The organism is Bacillus sp. MM2020_4, from assembly GCF_011250555.1.
GTDB lineage: Bacteria > Bacillota > Bacilli > Bacillales > Cytobacillaceae > Neobacillus.
In genome coordinates, this window is sequence record NZ_JAANMZ010000020.1 from 58,586 (window position 1) to 78,868 (window position 20,283).

Consider the following 20,283-nt stretch of genomic DNA (forward strand, 5'->3'; position numbering starts at 1 on the left):
ATTTTATATAATGGGTTTATAAATTTGCATCTACGCAACTTTTGTTCACTAGAGAACAAACCTTGCGCCTACGAAAAACACAAAAGAAAGGTTGGTATCTGATGAGCCAAACTAATTCACTTGCAGTTGACAAGGCTCGGGCAACGGAAGATCGGACAGTATCCGCCGCAAGAGATGCCATAAATGGAAAAGTAAAAGGAATTCGTGCATTATTGCCGTTTCTTGGTCCTGCCTTCATCGCATCTATTGCATATGTTGATCCGGGAAATTTTGCTACTAACATTCAAAGCGGTGCCCGCTTTGGTTATAAAATGCTTTGGGTCATTGTGTTAGCTAACTTAATGGCGCTTCTTTTACAGAACATGTCTGCCAAACTAGGAATCGCCACAGGGAAAAGCCTGCCTGAAATTTGCCGGGATCATATGCCGAAATGGCTAACCATGATCATGTGGATTGTTTCAGAGTTAGCAGCGATGGCAACAGACCTTGCCGAATTTTTAGGGGCAACACTCGCATTAAACTTACTTGCTGGCATTCCCATGTTGTTTGCTACCATTATTACGGGTGTCGTCACATATTTGATTTTGATGTTAGAAAAATTTGGCTTCCGGCCGTTAGAAAAATTCATCGCTGCCTTTGCGATGCTAATCGGCCTTTGTTACTTAGTGGAAACAATCCTTTCCAAGCCAGACTTCTCACAAATTGCCTACCATAGTGTTGTACCATGGCTTGGTAACAGTGAAAGCATAATGCTCGCTGTCGGAGTAATCGGCGCAACTGTTATGCCGCATGCGATTTATTTGCACTCGAGCTTAACACAGAACCGGATTGTTCCTCGTAATGATATGGAAAAAATAAAAATTCAAAAGTTTAGTACAAAAGAAATCTTGATTGCGATGACACTTGCCGGCTTCGTCAATTTAGCGATGATGTATATGGCGGCATCAGTTTTCAATACATCCGGTCAAAGCCATATTGCCGACCTGACAACGGCGTACCATACCTTAACACCATTACTTGGTTCAGCTGCAGCCAGTGTATTCTTAATTTCTTTACTTGCTTCGGGTGTTTCAAGTTCTGTTGTCGGTACTATGGCTGGGCAAGTCATCATGCAGGGGTTCGTGGGATTCACCATTCCATTATGGATCCGCCGCTTGGTCACCATGCTTCCAACCGTGATTATCGTTGCAATTGGTGTCGATCCAACTCAAACATTAATTATTAGCCAAGTCGTGCTAAGTGCTGTATTACCATTTCCAATTATCGCCTTAATCTACTACACACAAAAGAAAGACCTCATGGGTGTGCTGACGAATAAACGAATTACAACCGTTCTTTCATCGTTGTTTGCAGTAATTATTCTCGGATTAAATGTTTGGATGGTTATTCAGATGATTATGGGGTAATATTTACAAAAGGAAAAACACTATCATTTTTTTGATGGTGTTTTTTTGAAGTTACTTATAAACAACCCTGGAACTACTTCAATATCGCCAACCAACCTATAGCCATTTTTTAGGTACAGTTTTTTCGCTGGTGGATTGTCTTTACCTGTCGATACTTTAATAACGTTTAAATCTTTATTCTTTTTCTCTACTTCCTCCAACAACCTTTGTGCAATTCCTTTACGAAAATGGGTAGGATCGACGACCATTCGGCAAATCGTCAGTTCCTCTCCCTCAATCGTATAGGAAAGCGCACCAACGAGTTTTGTGTCCTCAAAATAGCCCAAAAATAATTCGCCACACCCTTTTAGTTCTTCCATTGTCTCTTTCAGTGGGGGAATATCGAAAAAGTTAATTAACTTTGCCTCTACTAAATAAGAAGCTTTTTGCAGTTCAAACAATTCCTTGACAAGGTCGCACTTATGTAAATCAATCTCTTTAATCATGCTTTAAAACTCCTCTTTTTATTTGACCCATTATTACTTTTCACCATCAATATCGTAATACCTCTTTTTACTAAACATAAATAACCCCCCACAAAAAGTGGGGGAAGGAAAAAATTTCAGGCAACTTTAATAGCTTTTCCAAACGGTACTCTTGGCAAAATAGCTCCCGGAACAAGCCAAAATAATTCAAAATCCACCTTATCCATTTCTTCAGAAAAAAAGCCGGTGACATCTGTAATATAAAACAGGGTATCAATGTTTTCTTCTTTTGCCCACTCCAGCACTAATGTATAGGAAGATTTCCCATGCGTATAGTATTTAATCGTATCGCTTTTTACGGGGGAAATACTTCGAATTTTGAAATCTGCTTGAACCAATATCGTATCTGGTTTCAGTTGTTCAAACAGTTTCACTATGTTATTGATCAAAAGGCTCGGTGCTTCATTCGTGGATGTATCAACAGCCAGCGCAACCTTTTTATCTTGCCGCTGTTGGATCATGGAAAGCATAGTTTTATGCCATTTCAATCCCATCAACCCCTTTATTTGAATGAGTGAACCATCTTATTTTAGGTTATTAAGTATGGATTATAGCCGGATAATACTGGCAGAGAAAATCTAACTTTATGGGGGAAACTAACAGTATTGCGAAAGGTGTGAAACCTGATTAAGTGTTTTGATTTTCCACCTGTTTTCATGGAAGTGAATATCATTGAAACACGCATTTTCTATCTTAGTTTTCCGATAATCCAATTCACCGTTAGATATTTCAGCAAGAATCGAATTTATTACTGCCCCATGTATTACCAGCAACACCTTTTGATCCCGGTATTCTTGCTTTATTTTATCCAAACCTGCCATAACTCGTTTCGAAAGGGACAACTCATCTTCTTCATTAGGATACCGATGGTCTGGATATTTCGCCTTCCTTTCCTCAAAAGTCAATCCTTCCGCTTCCCCGAAAAATTTTTCCTTAAATTCCTCCATTACAACAAGAGGAATATTTATACTGCTATTAATGATTTCCGCTGTTACCTTCGCCCTTTTTAGAGGACTTGTTATGATGACATCCCACGAAGTTCGTTTTAGGAACACGCCACATTCCTCAGCTTGTTGAACGCCCTTTTCATTTAACGGAATATCCGTACTTCCTTGAATTCTGCCTATCGCATTCCAATCAGTTTCGCCATGACGAATTACGCAAATGGTTGTAATTTTGAACTTCCCCTTTCAGAAATGAAACTTTCATTCTTCTAAAATTTTAATATACTTTTTATCCAACGGAAAATGCGACACTTATTCCATTTAAGTATCGCATTTGGTTATATATTCTCTATGTTAATTTATTTTGATAATGTTCCGCAACTAATTTCCAATCCTCCACAAATGTTGACCAAAGATTAGGCCTGCGTCGAACTGCTAATGGGTGGTAGCCTACCGCAGTGGGGTAACCCTGGACTTGATGAATGGTGCCGCGAAGTTTCTTGACTTCCGCCTCAGGGTCTTGGAAAAACGACTGAACCGCAACATTCCCTAAACACAAAATGAGCTCTGGCTTTTTTGCCATAAGCTGTTGATCAAGATGCCACATACACGTCTGCCTTGTTTTTTCTTTTTCGTAGGCACGAACAGGCCTTCTTTTTAAAATAAAGGTCACATATATATCTTCCATCGTTAAGCCAAATTCACTGGCTCCTTTTTGCAAAGTTTGCCTTGTCCCACATACAATGGAGTTCCCTTCACGATCCTCCCGTGCGCCGGGATTATCCAAAATAATCATGATTGGTGCTTCCGGGTTTCCTTCACCCCAAATCATTCGGGAACCATGCTTGTCTAGGCCGCATTTACAGCAATTGATTTGGTCTTCAGGTGTTGGTTCTTCCGGCCAAAGGGACGGACAAAATTCTGTCATGCAACTTTCCTCCAGACTGAGATGGCCTAAAAGGCAGTGATTAGTCCTTGTTGTAGTATTCTCTTTTTTTCTTGAGATATTCTTTTTCACATTTCAACAGTTTATAGTTAATAGCGTTCCCCTTTGCCTTTTTCTTTTCCACGACTTCCCACTTAAAATTGGTAAGCTTTAGATGCACCGCAACATTGGTATTATCCGGCTGCTTATATAGCAAATAGGCTTCTAATGGCCTGACAAATAAACTCGGTTTACCACGGGAGGCTACTATGAATTGTTGATGTAGTGATTGATACACTTCATCAAGTTCTTTTCCACCATAAATAAGGTGAGCAGCATCTAATCCCCTATCTGTTACCTCTGTATAACTTTGATCATCAATGTCCAATTCTAGCCCAGTAATAATATCTTTCATGATCGCTTTATTAAATTCCACATCTCGTTTTCCCCTATTTTCAAGGCAATCAGCTGATAAGCTCGGTAGGTCTTCTGCCTGGAATTTCAAAGCAGGAAGGCAAAAAACCACAATTAGTCCCGCGATCATAATGGTTGAAATTTTCATATAAAAGAGCACCCCTAATAATTTATGAGCATATTATTCTGCATTATTAGGAAATTCATACCAAACCAGATTTCAATATTTTTAATTATTCTCATTAATGCCTTCATAGCCATTTTTTCTGCCTTCGGTGATAAAAACGCTAAAACTCCAAAAGAAGCGGAATTCGTCTCGACGAAATCCGCTTCTTTAATACCATTTAATTCGTAAACATAAATTCCGTTCTGCTGCCTGTCTGACCTGCAATTACTTCAAGTCTGACATCAATTCTTTCCTTTAATTCCGGGACGTGTGAGATAATACCGACTAAACGACCGCTGCTCTGGATATCCATTAATGCTTCAATCGCTTGGTCTAGCGATTCAGGGTCAAGCGTGCCAAACCCTTCATCGATAAACATTGTTTCCAACGAGACACCGCCAGCATAGTTTTGCACCACATCTGCTAGACCTAATGCAAGTGAAAGGGATGCCTTAAAGCTTTCGCCGCCCGATAAGGTTCTCACATGGCGTTCCTGACCAGTATATTGGTCAAAGATAAGCAATTCCAAGCCGCTTTGGGCATTTCCTTTTGATCGGTCCGTTTTTCTTAACAATTGAAAACGTCCGGAAGTCATCTTTCGCAAGCGGACATTGGCTTCTCGCAATATATCATCTAAGAAAGCGGCAAGCACATACCGTTCAAACGTAACCCGGAAATTATTTTGTCCTTTGGTTATTTCATAGAGATGACCCATTAATTTATACCGTTCCTCTAAAAGCTTCATACGTTCATTCAATTGCTCAACTCGGTTATAAATTTCTTCATTATCACGCTTTTTAACAAAAAGATCATTCTTCTTTTGGTTTACTTCTTCGATGGCTATTCCCAGTTTCGCAAGTTCAGTCTTTAATCCTTCAACATCCGGAGTTTTGACCTCCGCTAACAAATCCGTTAATTCCTTCAACCTATCCGAAACCGAACGCAGCTCTTCACGATAACTGCGAATTTCAGCCTCAAGGCCACGTATCTCTTCTTCAGAACGCTTAGAAGCAGCATACATGCCATATTTTTCAAAGCCTTGCACAGCTAAATTTGTGATAAAGATTTCTCGTTCATGAGTAAGTTCATGTTGTTTATCGGCTAAATGTTTCTCAGCATCCTTCAATCGAGCCGTTTCAGTAGATAGCTTCTCTCTCACTGTCTGTAAGTTTTTCTGTGCATCTTCTAACTGCTTCACCAATTTTTCATGTTGACTTTTTGCTGTAAAAAAAGCCTTTTCGTATTCCGCCTCCGAACGCAAATTCTCAGGGATAACATCCATCATTCTAGTTAAATTCGTGTTCTTTTCCGTGTATTGCACCGTCAATTCTGTCACGTCAGTAGAAAATTGCTGGATTGCGTTTTGTAACAAAATTTTATCAGATTCCCTTTTGTCCCATTCTTGGTTAATTTGATGAAGTTGTTTGATTTTCTTATCGAGATCGGCTTGAATCTGTTTGAGTGCGTTTTTGGCTGCAATCGTTTCAGCTTTCACAAATGATAGATTGCTTTTGGTAAAATCTGCTCGGACTGCACGAATTTCTGCTGTCATTTCGGCAAGGGCTTCCTTCTGAATCTTTTCTGTGGACTGGCTCTGATAAAGCTTTGCTTCATCTGCAGACTTTTCCTTTTCCCATTTGGCAGCAAGCTCTTTTGCCGTCTTCATGTCATGTTCATTTGGAATGCTCCCATCCTGCCTTATTGCCGGAGAAGGATGGTGCACAGAGCCGCATACAGGACAAGCCTCTCCAGTTTGGAGTCTTGAAGCTAAGAGGGTGGCCTGTCCATGAAGCCATTTACCTTCCAAGTCCTCCACAAGTGCCTTGGCATCCATGAATTTTGCGAACGTATTTTCATATCGATCAGTAATTGCCTTAAGGTTTTCCACTGCTGTCTGGTGGCGTACATAGAACGTTTCATATTTTTCAAAGCGGTCAAGCTCGGTTTGCAGCCTTTCCATTCGCCGCTCATTCTCCAAATAAGTTAGCTGCCCTTTTTCAATCTCGGACTTTTGCAGCCGAAGGGATTTCATTATTTCATCATTTTGAACCAGATTCCCTTCGGCCTTTTGCAACTTTTCCTTAGCTGCGTTTAAAAGTGTAGCTTTTACCGAGGTTTCCTTAACTAAGGCATGATACGAGTAAACGTCCTCTTTTATATTAAGCAACTGATTTACTTTTTCTAAGACAGCCTGCCGCTCGTTTTCACGTTTGACCTCTTTTTGGAGCTCATCCTCATGCTGCCTACCAAGCACGTCCAAGTTTTCTATTCTTTCCTTAATCGTTTGGACTTCACCCATCAGTTTGTCAGCATCTCGTTTTAAGCGATGGCATAGCTCCTCCTGCTGTGCAAGGAGTGCAGCCTTTTGCGCATTCTGAACCTGAAGCTCCTTTTCAACAAATAAATCCTTTTGGGATTCAAGCTGCCCTTTTTGGTTCTTTAATGCATCTCTTGTTTGCAGCTGTTTCAAGATTGCTTCTGCCTCGAATAACTGCCCCTTTAACCGGTCCTGCTCCTGAAGCTTGTTGCTATAATCGGAATTCAGTTGTTCAAGCATTTCAGCCAAACCTACAATTTCAGCTTCTAACAGCGGCATAATGACGGTGTCATTAACGCTGCCCGCTTCCAGGTAATCAAGGAGCTCTCCATTCGTTACTGCCTGAATACGGCGAATGGCTTCATTGCGAGCTTGGACTTGGTCTTCAACCGATTTTTTCAGTACCGTCGCTTCTTCCTTTAACTTGTCCTCAACCATTTTATAGAGCTGGGTATGGAACAGTCGCTGTAAAATCACTTCTTTATCCTTACTGTCAGAGGTCAACAGCTTGCGGAATTCTCCTTGCGGAATCATTAAGATTTGCCGGAACTGATTCGCGTCAATTAACATGATTTCCTTTATCTTTTCCTCTACATCACTAATCTTTGTTGCCAGCAGGTTTTTCTCGCCTTCCTCATTCCACATATATAATTCGGCCTTTGCTCCAAGCTGTGTAAAGCCGTCACCCTTGTCTTTCTTTTTCGGTTGCTGTGGGGACCGAGTAATTGAATACACCTTGTTTCGTAAGGAGAAATCTAGTGAAACCTCTGTTAACAAGTCATTGGCAGCAAATTGACTGCGGAGCTCCGGGCCATTACGATCCTCACCGCTTGCCTTACCATAAATCGCATAACTAATCGCATCAAAAATCGTCGTCTTGCCTGCTCCAGTTTTTCCTGAAATGACAAACATCGTTCGGTTGCCTAATGAAGTAAAGTCAATCTCTTCCCTGCCAGCATAGGGTCCAAACGCCTGCATTGTTAATTTCAATGGTTTCAATGTAAGCCCCCCTCTCTCAACACTTTGTCAATAATATCAGCCATTACCACTTTCTTATCATCTGTAAATTCAGCGGTGGTCATTTCTGCATAAAATTGTTCAAATAACTCAATTTCTGACTTTTTCTCGCTTCGGAGGGCATGAAAAGACTGCTTTTTCTTTAAATCGGTGATATCAATCTTCCGTTCCAGATGAAGAACATTCGGATAAACCTGCCTTAATTTATTAATCGGATCAATCAACGCACCTTCATCGAGAAGGGTAATTTTTAAAAAGTCATGAAGCTGTTCTTTTTCATAAAAATGCGGATCCAACAGCTCCTCTAGATGCCCTTCTAATTCCCGCATATCATGTTTTGGCGTAAGTGAGCGATAGCGGTGCGTAAAGTTTCCTTTTTCATCCATTTCAACAATAGAAATAGACTTTTTTTGTTTTGCTTCGGAAAAAGAATATTTTAAGAGCGAGCCAGAATATTTGACTTTTTGATGGTTGATGGCATCAGGACTGTGGAGATGGCCAAGTGCTGAATAGGAAAAGGGTTCAAACAATTCTGCTCCTACACACCCAGAGCCCCCAACCGATAATATCCGTTCAGAGTCTGAGGTTTGACCACCCAAAACAAAGGCATGTCCAACCAAGACGTTTGGTTCATTCGGGTTGATGAATTCCTCCATTTTACCAATCAGAGCTTTCATTGCATCTTGATGAGAATGGATGGACTCATCCCCAAGGAGCTGGCGAACGTTTCCGGGTTCGGCATAGGGTACAAGGAAAAAATTCACTCCGCCAATTTGCACCGGTCTAAAGCTGTCCGATAATTTACCCGAGAGATAAAATTGGCTATGCTTATACCACGAACTGCCAAATGACAGGCGCTCGGCACTATCATGATTTCCGGCAATTGCTACAATTGGTGTTTTCAACTCGACATTCATTTTAAAAAGAATTTCATCAAGTAACTCAACAGCATCTGTCGGCGGTACAGATCGATCATAAAGATCACCGGCAACAACCACTGCATCCGGTTTTTCTTCAGCAACGATTTCGACGAATTGCTCGAGTACTTCTCGTTGATTTTCTGTCATATAGACACCGTGAACCAGCTTTCCTAAATGCCAATCTGCTGTATGGATAAATTTCATCTTTTCACCCCAATTACTATTTTTACGTTTTATCAATACTACTATTATAGCAAAATAGGTCTGATCACGAGCCGGGAAATCCTAACAAATTATACGAAAAGCGCAAGCGCCCTGTTCAGCGGCGTATGGCCTGGAGCGCTCCAACTGAGATAAAGGAAACACGATGAGCCGGAGGCGAATCGATGTTGACTTATCGTAGGGCGGAGCGCGAAGGACACTAGCCGCTAGGGCGCTTGTGCTAGACATTTCTCAAAGTCAAAAATTTTATACTTTCTTACCTTATAAAAAAAGACAGCAAAAAACAGCCCGGCACATTGTCCGGGCTGTTATCATTAGTGGGTTAAATTTACTTTTTAGTTACGTTTGCAGCTTGTGGTCCACGAGCACCTTCAACAACTTCGAAAGATACTTCTTGACCTTCTTCTAAAGTTTTGAAACCTTCTGTTTGGATAGCAGAATAATGAACGAAAACGTCATTTCCGTCTTCAGCTTCGATGAATCCGAAACCTTTTTCTGAGTTAAACCATTTTACTTTACCGTTTTTCATGTAAAAAAATCCTCCTATTGGCTTATACACGTAAGCCATGTGTAAATTCACCAAATTACAACGTGATAGCTTTACTTTCATTTCCTCATCCAAACATCGGTTAAAACTTTGAACAAAGCGTGTAAATATAAATCTAATCTCGTGCAACGGCTACTCATAATTTACCATATTTATAGCCCAAAAGTCAATAAAGGAAAGGGTGACATAAACCTACAGAATTCTACATTTCGCCCCTATTTTTCAGGATAAATGAGAGATTGCTATTTTTCCATATTATTGCTTTGTGAGTTTGGAATAACCGCGATATTCCGATCAATTTTTCCTAATCGGCACTTGATGCCTTTTATGATGTCCTTTACAAGTAATTCCATCCCGATGTAGGTCAAAGACGGGAAATCGGCAAAGAGCTTTTTCACCTCCCATTTAAGTTCATTCTTACCACAAATACTGTGTCGATTAATCTTGTCGACCTCTTCCTTAATTTTTGCCATTTCTCTTTTTTGTTCTTGATCAGGTAATAGTGCTAGTTCATCTAATCGTTTGAGAAATTCGACTGATTTATCAATTTTAACTGCTACCTCATCGTGAACATCCTTTGAAACGATATGATGTTTGTATTTAAATTCATTTAATTTTAACGCTGAATCGTAGGTAGCACGCACGATGTCTTCCCTTGTCATTTTATTCGTTTCATAACTCAGCATATTTTTCCATGATGGCTGCTTCATGGCCGCCCGGAAGTCTTCTAGCTTATGACAGAATTTTTTATAGCCATATTTCTCCGGATGTTCAAATGCAGGGCTCCCGGGATCAAGAAACGGTGAAAGCGGGGCAACGAAATACGAGATTCGCACATCTTCACCACATTCATTGTGAATATTTTCACAAAAATCTACATTCCTTATTGCACTGTCGTAATCTTGATTGGGAATTCCCGTCATGAAAAATAAATCAATTTTTGCACAGTTATGTTTTAGTGCATACTGCAGCATTTCAATTACCTTCACATTCGTACATGGCAGTTTTCCATTAAATTTTCGAATATCCTCATCTGCCGACTCTAATGTTAATTCAATACTGTACTTGGGCATTGCTTTGTTCAGCCGCTTGAAAAACTCTTCATCCGCATAATTGAATAGCTCAAAAACAATTTCATTCTTCAAGTCCATCTGTTCTAATCCTGTTAAAAATTCATCAACATACCCTTTTCCACCCTGTCTAATATCGTTTAACAAGAAAATCGGCGCCCTGGTAAATCGTTGGATTAACGCGATGTCCTCGAGCATCTTTTGAGGCGAGCGCATCACCAGCTTTTTCCGGTTACAATTAAGGTCATACGCATCTTTGGAACCGCCACAAATTAAACAATTGTACGTGCACCCTTTTGATGTCAGAATGGCTGTATTTGGATACTGCAGCCAGCCTTTATATGGCAGCGGGTCTAATAGATTAAAATACTTAAAGACCGACCTGATGATATACCGGTAACCAGGTAAATTAAATTCATCCAAACTATCTGTGACATAGGTCATTTCATTAAAATGATAGGAATCACCCTTTTTCCATGTTAAATTCGGTATATCATAAAAACTGTCCGTTTCGTTTTTCGCCAATTGATTCAGCAACATGAGGATTAGTTTTTCGGTGGTATCCCCGCGTAGGACAAAATCGATAAAAGGATATTCAATGAGCTCCTTGTGAAAATAGGTGCTGGATAAGCCCCCGAACATGACAGGGGTATCGGGATGATATTTCTTAATTATCTTTGCAAGTTCGACACTTCCGTGTGCATGCGGCAGCCAATGGAGATCAATCCCAAACGCTTTCGTCTTTATTTTTCTAATTTTCTTTTCCACATCAAAATTTGGATTTAGGAGCATTCGGTTAGCGATATTGATGATTTTCACCTTTAAACCGAACCGTTCTAAATAATCTCCGATACTTGTTAAACCAATCGGATACATTTCAAACACCGGTGAAGAAGGAACGACATCGCTGATCGGGCCGGTGAACAGCATCTCTTTGCGGAAATCATAAACTGTTGGCGGATGAAGCAATACTAAATCGTACATGGTCAATCACCATCCCTATTTTTTCTATATCAACTACTACTTTAATAGTAATCTATTTACCAGGTGAACAAACGGGCTAAATATTACAAAAAAACGATAATTACCAAAATATAACAATATACGTTTTTCCACCTTACAAATAGAAAAAACCGAAGAATTTTTTTAATTCTTCGGCATTACCGGATCTTCTTCATCCTCTTTAAATTTATCCAATATCGTTATTGTATCCACAAGATGATTATTAAAAATTTGTTTTGCCACAGCTAGCAATTCAATAATCATCGAATCCTTCAAAGTGTAAATAACCTTATTACCTTCCTTTGTTCCTGAAACAATATTTTTCGCACGAAGCACCTGAAGCTGCTGCGATACAGCCGACCCCTCGCTGCCTACAAGAGTTTGAAGTTCGTTCACATTCTTATCCCCTTCTGCCAGCAGCTCTAATATACGGATTCGTAATGGATGTGCTAACGCTTTAAAAAATTCTGCCTTAAATCGTTGCATTTCCAAATTCAATTCATCATCACCCCCAAACTAGAAAGTAGCTTTAAGTCTTTTCCTGCTGCCCTCCACTGCCTCTACAGCTGAGAGCTTCTTACACTCTCTAAAAGCAAAATGTTTACAGCCAAGACATTCATTTTTATTTATTTGCCCAAGTGCGTATTGAATGGCCTCCCCTGTATGTTCATAGAAATGTTCCTCACCAATGACGTCATAGAGTCCGGTTTTTTTCAAAACCTTTTCCGGTTGCGAATTTAAACCCGATATCAGTACTATACCATTTTTCGAAAAATGGTGAACGATATGCGCTAAATTTGCTTCCCCTGTAGTATCAATAAAGGGAACACGACCCATTCTAAGCAAAAGAATTTTTGGACGATAATTAATCGTCTTCATAATGGTTTCTTCAAATGATAGTGCCGCACCAAAAAATAACGGACCCTCTACATTAAAAATACTGATTTGCGGACAGTCATGTGTGTCTGTTACCATTCCCGTTTCTACTTTTTCATGTTTGGTCCGAGGATTTGGAAGCACCTTTTCCGTCACCATTACATCACTCATCCGCTTGGCGAAAAGAATAGCAGACATAACTAGTCCCACCTCAACTGCCATCGTTAAATTAACAAAAACCGTTAACAAAAAAGTAACAACAAGGACAAGTGAATCAGTGGATTTTATTTTTAAAATATGGGCGAATACCTTTCTTTCACTCATGTTCCAGGCAACCACCATCAAGATTGGCGCCATACTTGCTAGTGGTATATAAGAAGCATATGGTGCAAAAAACAACAGAACAAGTAACACGACGATCCCGTGAATAATACCTGAAAAAGGTGAAATAGCTCCGTTCTTAATATTCGTTGCTGTCCGGGCGATTGCACCTGTGGCTGGAATTCCACCGAATAATGGCGTAAGTATGTTGGCAATTCCCTGCCCGATTAATTCCTTGTTACTGTTATGCTTACTATTCGTCATCCCATCTGCCACAACTGCCGAAAGCAGAGATTCAATCCCGCCAAGCATGGCAATAATGAACGCCGGCTTAAGTAGTTTCATCATGATCTCTATATTAATAGTCGGAATATGGATTTGCGGCAATGTACTAGGGATTTCACCGTACGCAGTTCCGATTGTGGCCACTTGACCAGGGAAAAACAAGGTGGCAACCATTGTGGATACAATTAATCCAATGAGCGGTCCTGGAACCTTTGGTGCAATCTTTGGCGTTAGAATTACGGTTCCTAAACAAATTGCTGCCGTTACTACACTAAATAGGCTGGTTGTATGAAGGTGGATAAAAATTTCTTGAATGTTTCTAATAAACTCCTCATGCTTTTCTATCCCCTTTAATCCTAGGAAACTAGCGATCTGTCCCGTGAAGATCGTGACAGCTATCCCGGTCGTGAATCCAATCGTAACCGGTCTGGGAATATATTTAATCAAGGATCCCAGTTTGAATATCCCCATTAACAGGAGAATAATCCCAGCCATAAACCCGGCAATAAGTAAATTTTCATAGCCGTATGTCATGACAATTCCAAACAAAATCGGAATGAATGCACCCGTCGGCCCGCCAATTTGATACTTTGAACCGCCGCATAGGGAGATGAGAATCCCGGCAACAATTGTTGTATAGATTCCATACTCTGGCTTCACCCCTGAAGCAATGGCGAATGCCATGCCAAGTGGAATCGCGATGACCCCAACAATCACGCCTGCAAGGAGGTCCTTTGGCAAGCTACTTAAGGAATAATGATGGAACCTTTTATCAGTAAACATATTCACCCTTCTTATCTAGTTATTTTTGTATATCTGATTATTTGAATATATGATAATAGCGGATAATAATCAAGTATTTAATTCGAAAATATTTCACTTGTGTTTGGTACGACAAGATGTTATAATAGCAAAGCGATGAGCTGAGTTGTGTAAGTCGAGAAACATTCCTTTATGGAGCGCACTATGTGGAGTGTGGTTTTTCGCCTCAATACGCAGAAGACGCCTGATTAATCAGGCGTCTTCTTTTTTTTGAAAATATAATTAGCACTTCTTTCCTATCTTTTTTATAATGAAGATAAGTTATAAAATAAAAAATGGGAGGGATTTGTTATGAATAATCACGAAATCGATTATAAGATTTATGGTGATGATATGCAGTTCGTTGAGGTAGAGCTTGATCCTCAAGAGACAGTTGTGGCCGAAGCCGGAAGCTTTATGATGATGGAAGATGATATACATATGGAGACGATTTTTGGCGACGGGTCGAGCAGCAGCGGTGGCGGACTAATGGGTAAACTATTCAGCGCAGGTAAGCGTGTTATTACTGGTGAGAGCTTATTTATGACAACCTTTACAAATACGGGGATAGGGAAGAAACATGTCTCTTTTGCCTCACCCTATCCAGGCAAAATTATTCCAATGGATTTAAGTGAACTTGGCGGAAAAATTATCTGTCAAAAGGATGCCTTTCTTGCTGCTGCCAAAGGCGTACAGGTCGGCATAGAGTTCCAACGTAAAATGGGGGTTGGTTTCTTCGGCGGCGAAGGCTTTATTATGCAAAAACTCGAAGGAGACGGAATGTGCTTCGTCCATGCCGGCGGAACGATTACGAGAAAAGAACTTCTCCCTGGCCAGACCTTGCGAGTGGATACAGGCTGTTTGGTAGCAATGACCAGTACTGTTAACTATAATATTGAATTTGTAAAAGGGATTAAAACCGCCATGTTCGGCGGCGAAGGATTATTCTTTGCCACTTTAAAAGGACCGGGTTCTGTTTGGATCCAGTCGCTGCCGTTTAGCAGGCTTGCAAGCCGTGTATTTGCCGCTGCCCCTTCTAGAGGAGGAGCGAAAGATGAAGGCAGCATTGCCCGCGGAATTTTTGATATGTTTAACGGTGACTAATATTATAGGGCAGGATCTAATTGATCCTGCTTTTTTGTAAGTGTCTAGTTATTTCTATAAACAAAACTCCATACCCAATATGGGTTGGAGTTTTGTTTCAAAGTATCTACTACTGTAGTTGTAATTTTTTCAGTTTACCAGCAACTTGGTCTCTTTTTATGTTATACGACTGCCATGGATGACTCTCACTAATTGCTTCCTTTTTCCTCTCAAGTAATATGGTTTGTAAATCCGGAATATTCTTATCCTTTTCGTACAGATTGATCAATCCAAGCACACCGGTTGGCGATAAACTGTTTAGATAGTGTACATCAATTTTCCCAGTGTGTTCGAAGCGGTTCATATTTTCCTTTACGACTATTTTATCCAAATCAATGACTGTTATGGCAGTGTAGTAAATTAACGATGTGATAAAATAAAAATGAAATAACGATAATTTTTCAACCCATATTTTCACCAAAGTATAGATGAAGATGATTACAAGGAAAATCATAAATGAATGCACCAGCACCCTTGTAAAGGTAAATCCATATGCGTCCTCGTACAGACTTAATCGTAAAAATGCAGAACTAAGCATCACTCCACTAGATAGGATAAGAATAGTAAGCATAAGCTGCGTAAAGCGTTGGATACTAATTTTTCCACGATCACCGAAAGTTACCACAACGATGGTGATTGACAAATTAATCATCGTGACAAACAAGAGTTCGAAAAACCCTTTTCTTGCATACTCGGCATACGTCAGATCACCCTGTAAAGTGCCGCTAAAGAAATACTTGAATTGTACCAGCGTGAATAAGATATAAACGATATTAATTAAGACCAGCACAGTTATGGAAATAATCGGGTCAAGCTTTTGGCGGTGGTGTAAACTTCCCTCCTGCTTCATGACTTTAATTTGTTTCTGTAACAAAACTTGCAGCAGACAAAATATTGCCGCTGTAGCGATAAGTATAAAGATGATTCTGATAAAACTTTCGGCGTCAACCACTCGAAACCAATTAGGAATTCCCCCAAGAATCTGCTCAAACTTCGAATCAGCTGTCATTAAAAGTCTTAGGACTACAGCCAATACTGGAACGGAAATGACCACACCAATTAAAACCTTTTTCCAAACAAGTAATTTATCTTCGTTTACACTTCCTTTTATGCCTTTGCCTAAATAGGCAGCAATCACTGCATTGTACTTCAGTGCGTCTAACAGCCTAGAAAATAGGTAGGAAACAAAAATAGGTTGACTCCATTGAAAACTTTTTGGGCTCGTGACTAATACTAAGTGAAAAATAACCAAGCCGGGAATCACCATAATATTTAGTCCGTAAAACAGCATATTATTATTTAAAAAATAGCTTGCCGAAAGGAGCCAAATACAACAAAGGACAAGGTAGCCAAATCGTTGATGTGAAAATGGATAACCACGGTACCGCAGGTAAAATACTGAATAAAAAACGATGATAAATATCAAATATGAAATCCCGATTTGCCCGCGAAAAAATGATTCTTCCGCTACGATTCCGAGAAGCAAACATAAAAATAAAAAGAGTCCATCCCTTTTGCCAATTTTCGTTTCCATCTTTCATCCCTCTTTTAAGTAGATTTTCTATATATATAGTTTTACTAGGTATATAAGCAAAAAAAACTGCTTATATCGAAGCCCTTCGTCCCCAGCGGTAGCCAATCCAGCTTATAGGGTAAAGGAAAAAAGTAAATATGATACAAGCAATAATAAACGTTTTTGTCAGTAATGGGGCGAACCACGAATGTGGGATTATTTGAAAAACGGTTAAAACCATTAAGATTAAATTGGGAATGAGCGATAATAGGAAGGTCTTCTTGAGAAGCCTTCGCCCCCCGTGTCCAAACCCTCTACCAATTTCGTAGCCAAGTAATGCCCAAAAAAACATATACAAAAAGGCAATTAAGGTAGGGATTGTTGTTAAATATCGCCAAATAGTGTTTGACCATTGCCATTGAAAGAGATTATGGGCAAGTGTTAGTAAACTTCCTCCACCAAAAAAAAGGATATTCAATAGAATAAACAGCCATTTCATATTACTCGGAGTTACGGAAAGTTCTTCTTTCCATAATTCTGCTATCTCTTCAGGGGATCCAAGCCTTGACACAATCCGCTCCAACAATTCCTCTTCGTTCGAACACTCATAGAATTCAATAATAATTTCATCAATATGCGATGCGTATTCAAGGAGAATTTCCTCTTTATCCTGATGATTTCCAAGACCCTTGGCCAATTCTTCAAGAAACCTATTCTTCTGCCGTTCCATGCTTCGATCTCCCAATCACCTTGTTCATTACCTTAACGAAATCCTGCCATTCACGCGTTTTTTCATCTAATAAATCTTTTCCGGCATTGGTAATCTGGTAATACTTGCGTGCCGGGCCCTTATCTTGCTCCTGCCAATAACATTCGATATACTCTTGCTTCTCAAGCTTATGAAGTGCCGGATACAAGGTCCCCTCTTTCACGCTCAAACCATGATCACTTCGCTGTTCAAGCTCTTTAACTAGTTCATAGCCATACATATCCCGCTCGTTTAATAATTGGAGTAAGATTAACGATGTGCTGCCTTTGACCAATTCACGGTTAAACATTTTTTCACCTACCTAGATATTTTAGGTGCATAGAAATTCTACAATTGATTTTCAAAATTGTAAAGCAATAATGGAAAAAATTTTATTAATAAAACTGAATCAACATTTAACCAACGAAAAAATGAGGTAAATAATTGGGGCGTGAATTATTATATAACGTTTCGTAATACCCCTAATAGGTACTGGCCGGGGACTTTATTTACTTGGAATTATTAAATAGCATGAGTCCTTTTTGTTTAGAACTCATACTATTTAAAAGCACCTACTATTTACCCAATCCTAAGCTTTTCTTCCAACAGTTTTTTATTATAAAGGATTTTTTGATCCTGTGGTCTATATTTTCCTGCCTTTTCATTATGATAATAGGATTTAGTAAAGTCACCCAAATTGTAGTAACAAAGACACATTTGCATATGTGGATACCATGTAAAATAGGCTGGGTAGATAAAACTCCATCTTTCCGATTCCGGCACTAATTGAGTGGCCTGATTGTACCAGTAGATTGCCACCTTATATTCCCGCCTTCGCTGATAATTATACCCAATTCGGCTGCATGTTTCGGCCCGGGGGATCTTAGAAAACTCAATAGATTGAAATAAGGAGCTAAGTTCATTGTCAAGATCGCTTAGATGACGATAGCAATCTGCTTTATTAATGCACGCGTAGACCTTATCCTCAATCCATCCTTCTTTTAAGTCTAGATTATTATTGTAGGCCGCAATCGCTTTCTCATAATAACCATTTTCCCTAAGCTCATTTCCGTAATAAAAATAATCCCTCGGTGAAAATGTATCGCCGCGATCAATTTTGCCTTGATAAATGTTTAGATTTCTCCCTACAGAGTGTTTAATTTTTCTATGGGTGACAGAAACCTCAGAATTAATGATGTTTCCATATACATCTAAATACTGATGACAGTCACCTTTCCACTCATAATTCCTTGCCTTTTTAACAAGGCGGTTGCGGCGATAGCGCAGTGTTACATTCCCAAATTCATCTGTGCCGGCGTCATAGTACATAGAAACTGAATCCACTGCGGGATCTAACGATTCCTTTAATTCTTTCAGTTTTCTCTGATCTTCTTCGAGAAGTACATCATCGGCATCAAGATAAAGAATATATTCCTTTGTGGCATATTTAAATGACTCGTTTCTTGCAGCTGCAAAATTTCCAATCCATTCAAAGAAAAAAACACGATCTGTATACTGCTTTGCTATTTCTACTGTACGATCAGTGGAACCCGTATCCACAATATTTATTTCATCCACAATATCTTTTATTGTTTCCAAACATCTTGCCAACACTTCTTCTTCATTTTTTACAATCATGCATAAGCTAATAGTAATCAATACAAATATCCCCTTTCTTACACACAATAGTTGCAAGTTTTATACAATTTTAAGCTTTCTTTCTCCTAAATTCTCCAGTTTCCTTTGTATCATATTAAAACAACCTCTTACCTGGTTGTACTTGTACCTACTTTTTTGGAAAAAGAACAATCTAACTGTCAGCTAAGTAATCAAATCAAATAGATTTATTACTTGATCCGGCATTTCCAAGCTTTACTGTAGGAGCTTTATGAACTCCATTTTGTAAAAATGCTTTAAACAAAGAACCTTCTCCCGAAAGAGAAGGTTCTTCTTAATGAAAAATATTCGTCTAAACTAAGGATTGATTCTGTTCTGCTACTTGTTGTGAATTAAGGTCCTGTTGGTCCCGTTGCTCCTGTTACTCCCGGTGCTCCTGTTACTCCTGGTGCTCCTGTTGGTCCCGTTGCTCCTGTTGCTCCTGGTGCTCCCGTTGGTCCTGGTGCTCCCGTTGGTCCTGGTGCTCCTGTTGGTCCTGGTGCTCCTGTTACTCCTGGTGCTCCTGTTACTCCTGTTGCTCCTGTTACTCCTGGTGCTCCTGTTACTCCCGGCGCTCCTGTTACTCCTGGCGCTCCTGTTACTCCCGGTGCTCCTGTTACTCCCGGCGCTCCTGTTACTCCTGGTGCTCCTGTTACTCCCGGCGCCCCTGTTACTCCCGGTGCTCCTGTTACTCCTGGTGCTCCTGTTACTCCCGGCGCCCCTGTTACTCCTGGTGCTCCCGTTACTCCTGTTACTCCCGGCGCTCCTGTTACTCCCGGCGCCCCTGTTACTCCAGTTGCTCCTGTTACTCCAGTTGCTCCTGTTACTCCAGTTGCTCCTGTTACTCCTGGCGCTCCTGTTACTCCCGGTGCTCCTGTTACTCCCGGCGCTCCTGTTACTCCCGGTGCTCCTGTTACTCCTGGTGCTCCTGTTGCTCCCGGTGCTCCTGTTACTCCTGGTGCTCCTGTTACTCCCGGTGCTCCTGTTACTCCCGGTGCTCCTGTTACTCCCGGTGCTCCTGTTACTCCTGGTGCTCCTGTTGCTCCTGTTGCTCCTGTTGCTCCTGGTGCTCCTGTTGCTCCTGGTGCTCCTGTTGCTCCTGTTGCTCCTGTTGCTCCTGTTGCTCCTGTTGCTCCTGTTACTCCTGGTGCTCCTGTTACTCCTGTTACTCCTGGTGCTCCTGTTACTCCTGGTGCTCCTGTTGGTCCCGGTGCTCCTGTTGCTCCTGGTGCTCCTGTTGGTCCTGGTGCTCCTGTTGGTCCTGGTGCTCCTGTTGGTCCTGGTGCTCCTGTTGGTCCTGGTGCTCCTGTTACTCCTGGTGCCCCTGTTACTCCCGGCGCTCCTGTTACTCCTGGTGCCCCTGTTACTCCCGGCGCTCCTGTTACTCCCGGTGCTCCTGTTACTCCCGGCGCCCCTGTTACTCCTGGTGCTCCCGTTACTCCTGTTACTCCCGGCGCCCCTGTTAC

Annotated in this window: 18 protein-coding genes; 2 read left to right on the forward strand and 16 right to left on the reverse strand. The window is 40.6% G+C overall.

Annotated elements, in window-relative coordinates:
• Positions 1-101: 101 nt before the first annotated feature.
• Positions 102-1,406 carry an Nramp family divalent metal transporter gene (locus G6554_RS13795; RefSeq protein WP_166242783.1) on the forward strand — a complete coding sequence of 435 codons (1,305 nt, stop codon included), beginning with the start codon at positions 102-104 and terminating at the stop codon, positions 1,404-1,406.
• Positions 1,407-1,429: 23 nt separating this feature from the next.
• Here G6554_RS13795 and G6554_RS13800 read toward each other — a convergent pair whose 3' ends face one another.
• From G6554_RS13800 to G6554_RS13850, 11 genes are all read right to left on the reverse strand, one after another.
• Positions 1,430-1,891: a GNAT family N-acetyltransferase gene (locus G6554_RS13800; protein WP_166242785.1), complete on the reverse strand. Its 462-nt coding sequence runs from the start codon at positions 1,889-1,891 to the stop codon at positions 1,430-1,432.
• 116 nt (positions 1,892-2,007) lie between these two features.
• A complete protein-coding gene (locus G6554_RS13805) occupies positions 2,008-2,424 on the reverse strand; it encodes a vWA domain-containing protein (RefSeq protein WP_374049557.1) in 417 nt (138 codons plus the stop codon).
• Positions 2,425-2,526: 102 nt separating this feature from the next.
• Positions 2,527-3,105 carry a histidine phosphatase family protein gene (locus G6554_RS13810; RefSeq protein WP_166242825.1) on the reverse strand — a complete coding sequence of 193 codons (579 nt, stop codon included), beginning with the start codon at positions 3,103-3,105 and terminating at the stop codon, positions 2,527-2,529.
• 118 nt (positions 3,106-3,223) lie between these two features.
• The gene (locus tag G6554_RS13815) at positions 3,224-3,802 is read right to left on the reverse strand and encodes a uracil-DNA glycosylase (RefSeq protein ID WP_166242789.1); all 579 of its coding nucleotides are present in this window, start codon (positions 3,800-3,802) and stop codon (positions 3,224-3,226) included.
• A gap of 40 nt (positions 3,803-3,842) precedes the next feature.
• Complete coding sequence (locus tag G6554_RS13820) at positions 3,843-4,361, reverse strand: hypothetical protein (RefSeq protein ID WP_166242791.1); 519 nt, start codon at positions 4,359-4,361, stop codon at positions 3,843-3,845.
• Positions 4,362-4,557: 196 nt separating this feature from the next.
• Entirely contained in the window at positions 4,558-7,695 is a 3,138-nt protein-coding gene (locus tag G6554_RS13825; protein ID WP_166242793.1) for an AAA family ATPase, read from the reverse strand.
• Entirely contained in the window at positions 7,692-8,837 is a 1,146-nt protein-coding gene (locus G6554_RS13830; protein ID WP_166242795.1) for an exonuclease SbcCD subunit D, read from the reverse strand. The genes G6554_RS13825 and G6554_RS13830 overlap by 4 nt, the downstream gene beginning before the upstream one ends.
• 346 nt (positions 8,838-9,183) lie before the next feature.
• Positions 9,184-9,384 (reverse strand): cold-shock protein, encoded by a 201-nt coding sequence (locus tag G6554_RS13835; RefSeq protein WP_007083969.1) that lies wholly within the window; start codon positions 9,382-9,384, stop codon positions 9,184-9,186.
• A 260-nt stretch (positions 9,385-9,644) separates the two neighbouring features.
• Complete coding sequence (locus G6554_RS13840) at positions 9,645-11,456, reverse strand: TIGR04190 family B12-binding domain/radical SAM domain protein (protein WP_166242797.1); 1,812 nt, start codon at positions 11,454-11,456, stop codon at positions 9,645-9,647.
• 162 nt (positions 11,457-11,618) lie between these two features.
• Positions 11,619-11,972 (reverse strand): ArsR/SmtB family transcription factor, encoded by a 354-nt coding sequence (locus G6554_RS13845; RefSeq protein ID WP_166242799.1) that lies wholly within the window; start codon positions 11,970-11,972, stop codon positions 11,619-11,621.
• Positions 11,973-11,990: 18 nt separating this feature from the next.
• Entirely contained in the window at positions 11,991-13,739 is a 1,749-nt protein-coding gene (locus G6554_RS13850) for a SulP family inorganic anion transporter (protein ID WP_166242801.1), read from the reverse strand.
• A gap of 330 nt (positions 13,740-14,069) precedes the next feature.
• On the opposite strand from G6554_RS13850, the gene G6554_RS13855 reads away from it, so the two are divergent.
• The gene (locus tag G6554_RS13855) at positions 14,070-14,861 is read left to right on the forward strand and encodes a TIGR00266 family protein (RefSeq protein WP_166242803.1); all 792 of its coding nucleotides are present in this window, start codon (positions 14,070-14,072) and stop codon (positions 14,859-14,861) included.
• Positions 14,862-14,970: 109 nt separating this feature from the next.
• Here G6554_RS13855 and G6554_RS13860 read toward each other — a convergent pair whose 3' ends face one another.
• The 5 genes from G6554_RS13860 to G6554_RS13880 form a co-directional block, all read right to left on the reverse strand.
• The gene (locus tag G6554_RS13860) at positions 14,971-16,434 is read right to left on the reverse strand and encodes a DUF4153 domain-containing protein (protein ID WP_166242805.1); all 1,464 of its coding nucleotides are present in this window, start codon (positions 16,432-16,434) and stop codon (positions 14,971-14,973) included.
• Between the two features lie 70 nt (positions 16,435-16,504).
• On the reverse strand, positions 16,505-17,143 hold the full coding sequence (locus G6554_RS13865) for an HAAS signaling domain-containing protein (protein WP_166242807.1): 639 nt from the start codon (positions 17,141-17,143) through the stop codon (positions 16,505-16,507).
• A complete protein-coding gene (locus tag G6554_RS13870; RefSeq protein WP_166242809.1) occupies positions 17,124-17,471 on the reverse strand; it encodes a PadR family transcriptional regulator in 348 nt (115 codons plus the stop codon). The genes G6554_RS13865 and G6554_RS13870 overlap by 20 nt, the downstream gene beginning before the upstream one ends.
• A gap of 269 nt (positions 17,472-17,740) precedes the next feature.
• A complete protein-coding gene (locus G6554_RS13875) occupies positions 17,741-18,820 on the reverse strand; it encodes a glycosyltransferase (protein WP_166242811.1) in 1,080 nt (359 codons plus the stop codon).
• A 350-nt stretch (positions 18,821-19,170) separates the two neighbouring features.
• The coding region (locus G6554_RS13880; RefSeq protein ID WP_166242813.1) for a collagen-like domain-containing protein at positions 19,171-20,283 on the reverse strand (1,113 nt) is incomplete at its 5' end.

Bases quoted from the DNA above. Each gene is read 5' to 3' on its own strand.
- G6554_RS13840 (WP_166242797.1), bottom strand. From the start codon at position 11,456: ATGTACGATTTAGTATTGCTTCATCCGCCAACAGTTTATGATTTCCGC.
- G6554_RS13820 (WP_166242791.1), bottom strand. From the start codon at position 4,361: ATGAAAATTTCAACCATTATGATCGCGGGACTAATTGTGGTTTTTTGC.
- G6554_RS13865 (WP_166242807.1), bottom strand. From the start codon at position 17,143: ATGGAACGGCAGAAGAATAGGTTTCTTGAAGAATTGGCCAAGGGTCTT.
- G6554_RS13815 (WP_166242789.1), bottom strand. From the start codon at position 3,802: ATGACAGAATTTTGTCCGTCCCTTTGGCCGGAAGAACCAACACCTGAA.
- G6554_RS13835 (WP_007083969.1), bottom strand. From the start codon at position 9,384: ATGAAAAACGGTAAAGTAAAATGGTTTAACTCAGAAAAAGGTTTCGGA.
- G6554_RS13795 (WP_166242783.1), top strand. From the start codon at position 102: ATGAGCCAAACTAATTCACTTGCAGTTGACAAGGCTCGGGCAACGGAA.
- G6554_RS13805 (WP_374049557.1), bottom strand. From the start codon at position 2,424: ATGGGATTGAAATGGCATAAAACTATGCTTTCCATGATCCAACAGCGG.
- G6554_RS13850 (WP_166242801.1), bottom strand. From the start codon at position 13,739: ATGTTTACTGATAAAAGGTTCCATCATTATTCCTTAAGTAGCTTGCCA.
- G6554_RS13860 (WP_166242805.1), bottom strand. From the start codon at position 16,434: ATGGAAACGAAAATTGGCAAAAGGGATGGACTCTTTTTATTTTTATGT.
- G6554_RS13800 (WP_166242785.1), bottom strand. From the start codon at position 1,891: ATGATTAAAGAGATTGATTTACATAAGTGCGACCTTGTCAAGGAATTG.
- G6554_RS13830 (WP_166242795.1), bottom strand. From the start codon at position 8,837: ATGAAATTTATCCATACAGCAGATTGGCATTTAGGAAAGCTGGTTCAC.
- G6554_RS13855 (WP_166242803.1), top strand. From the start codon at position 14,070: ATGAATAATCACGAAATCGATTATAAGATTTATGGTGATGATATGCAG.
- G6554_RS13870 (WP_166242809.1), bottom strand. From the start codon at position 17,471: ATGTTTAACCGTGAATTGGTCAAAGGCAGCACATCGTTAATCTTACTC.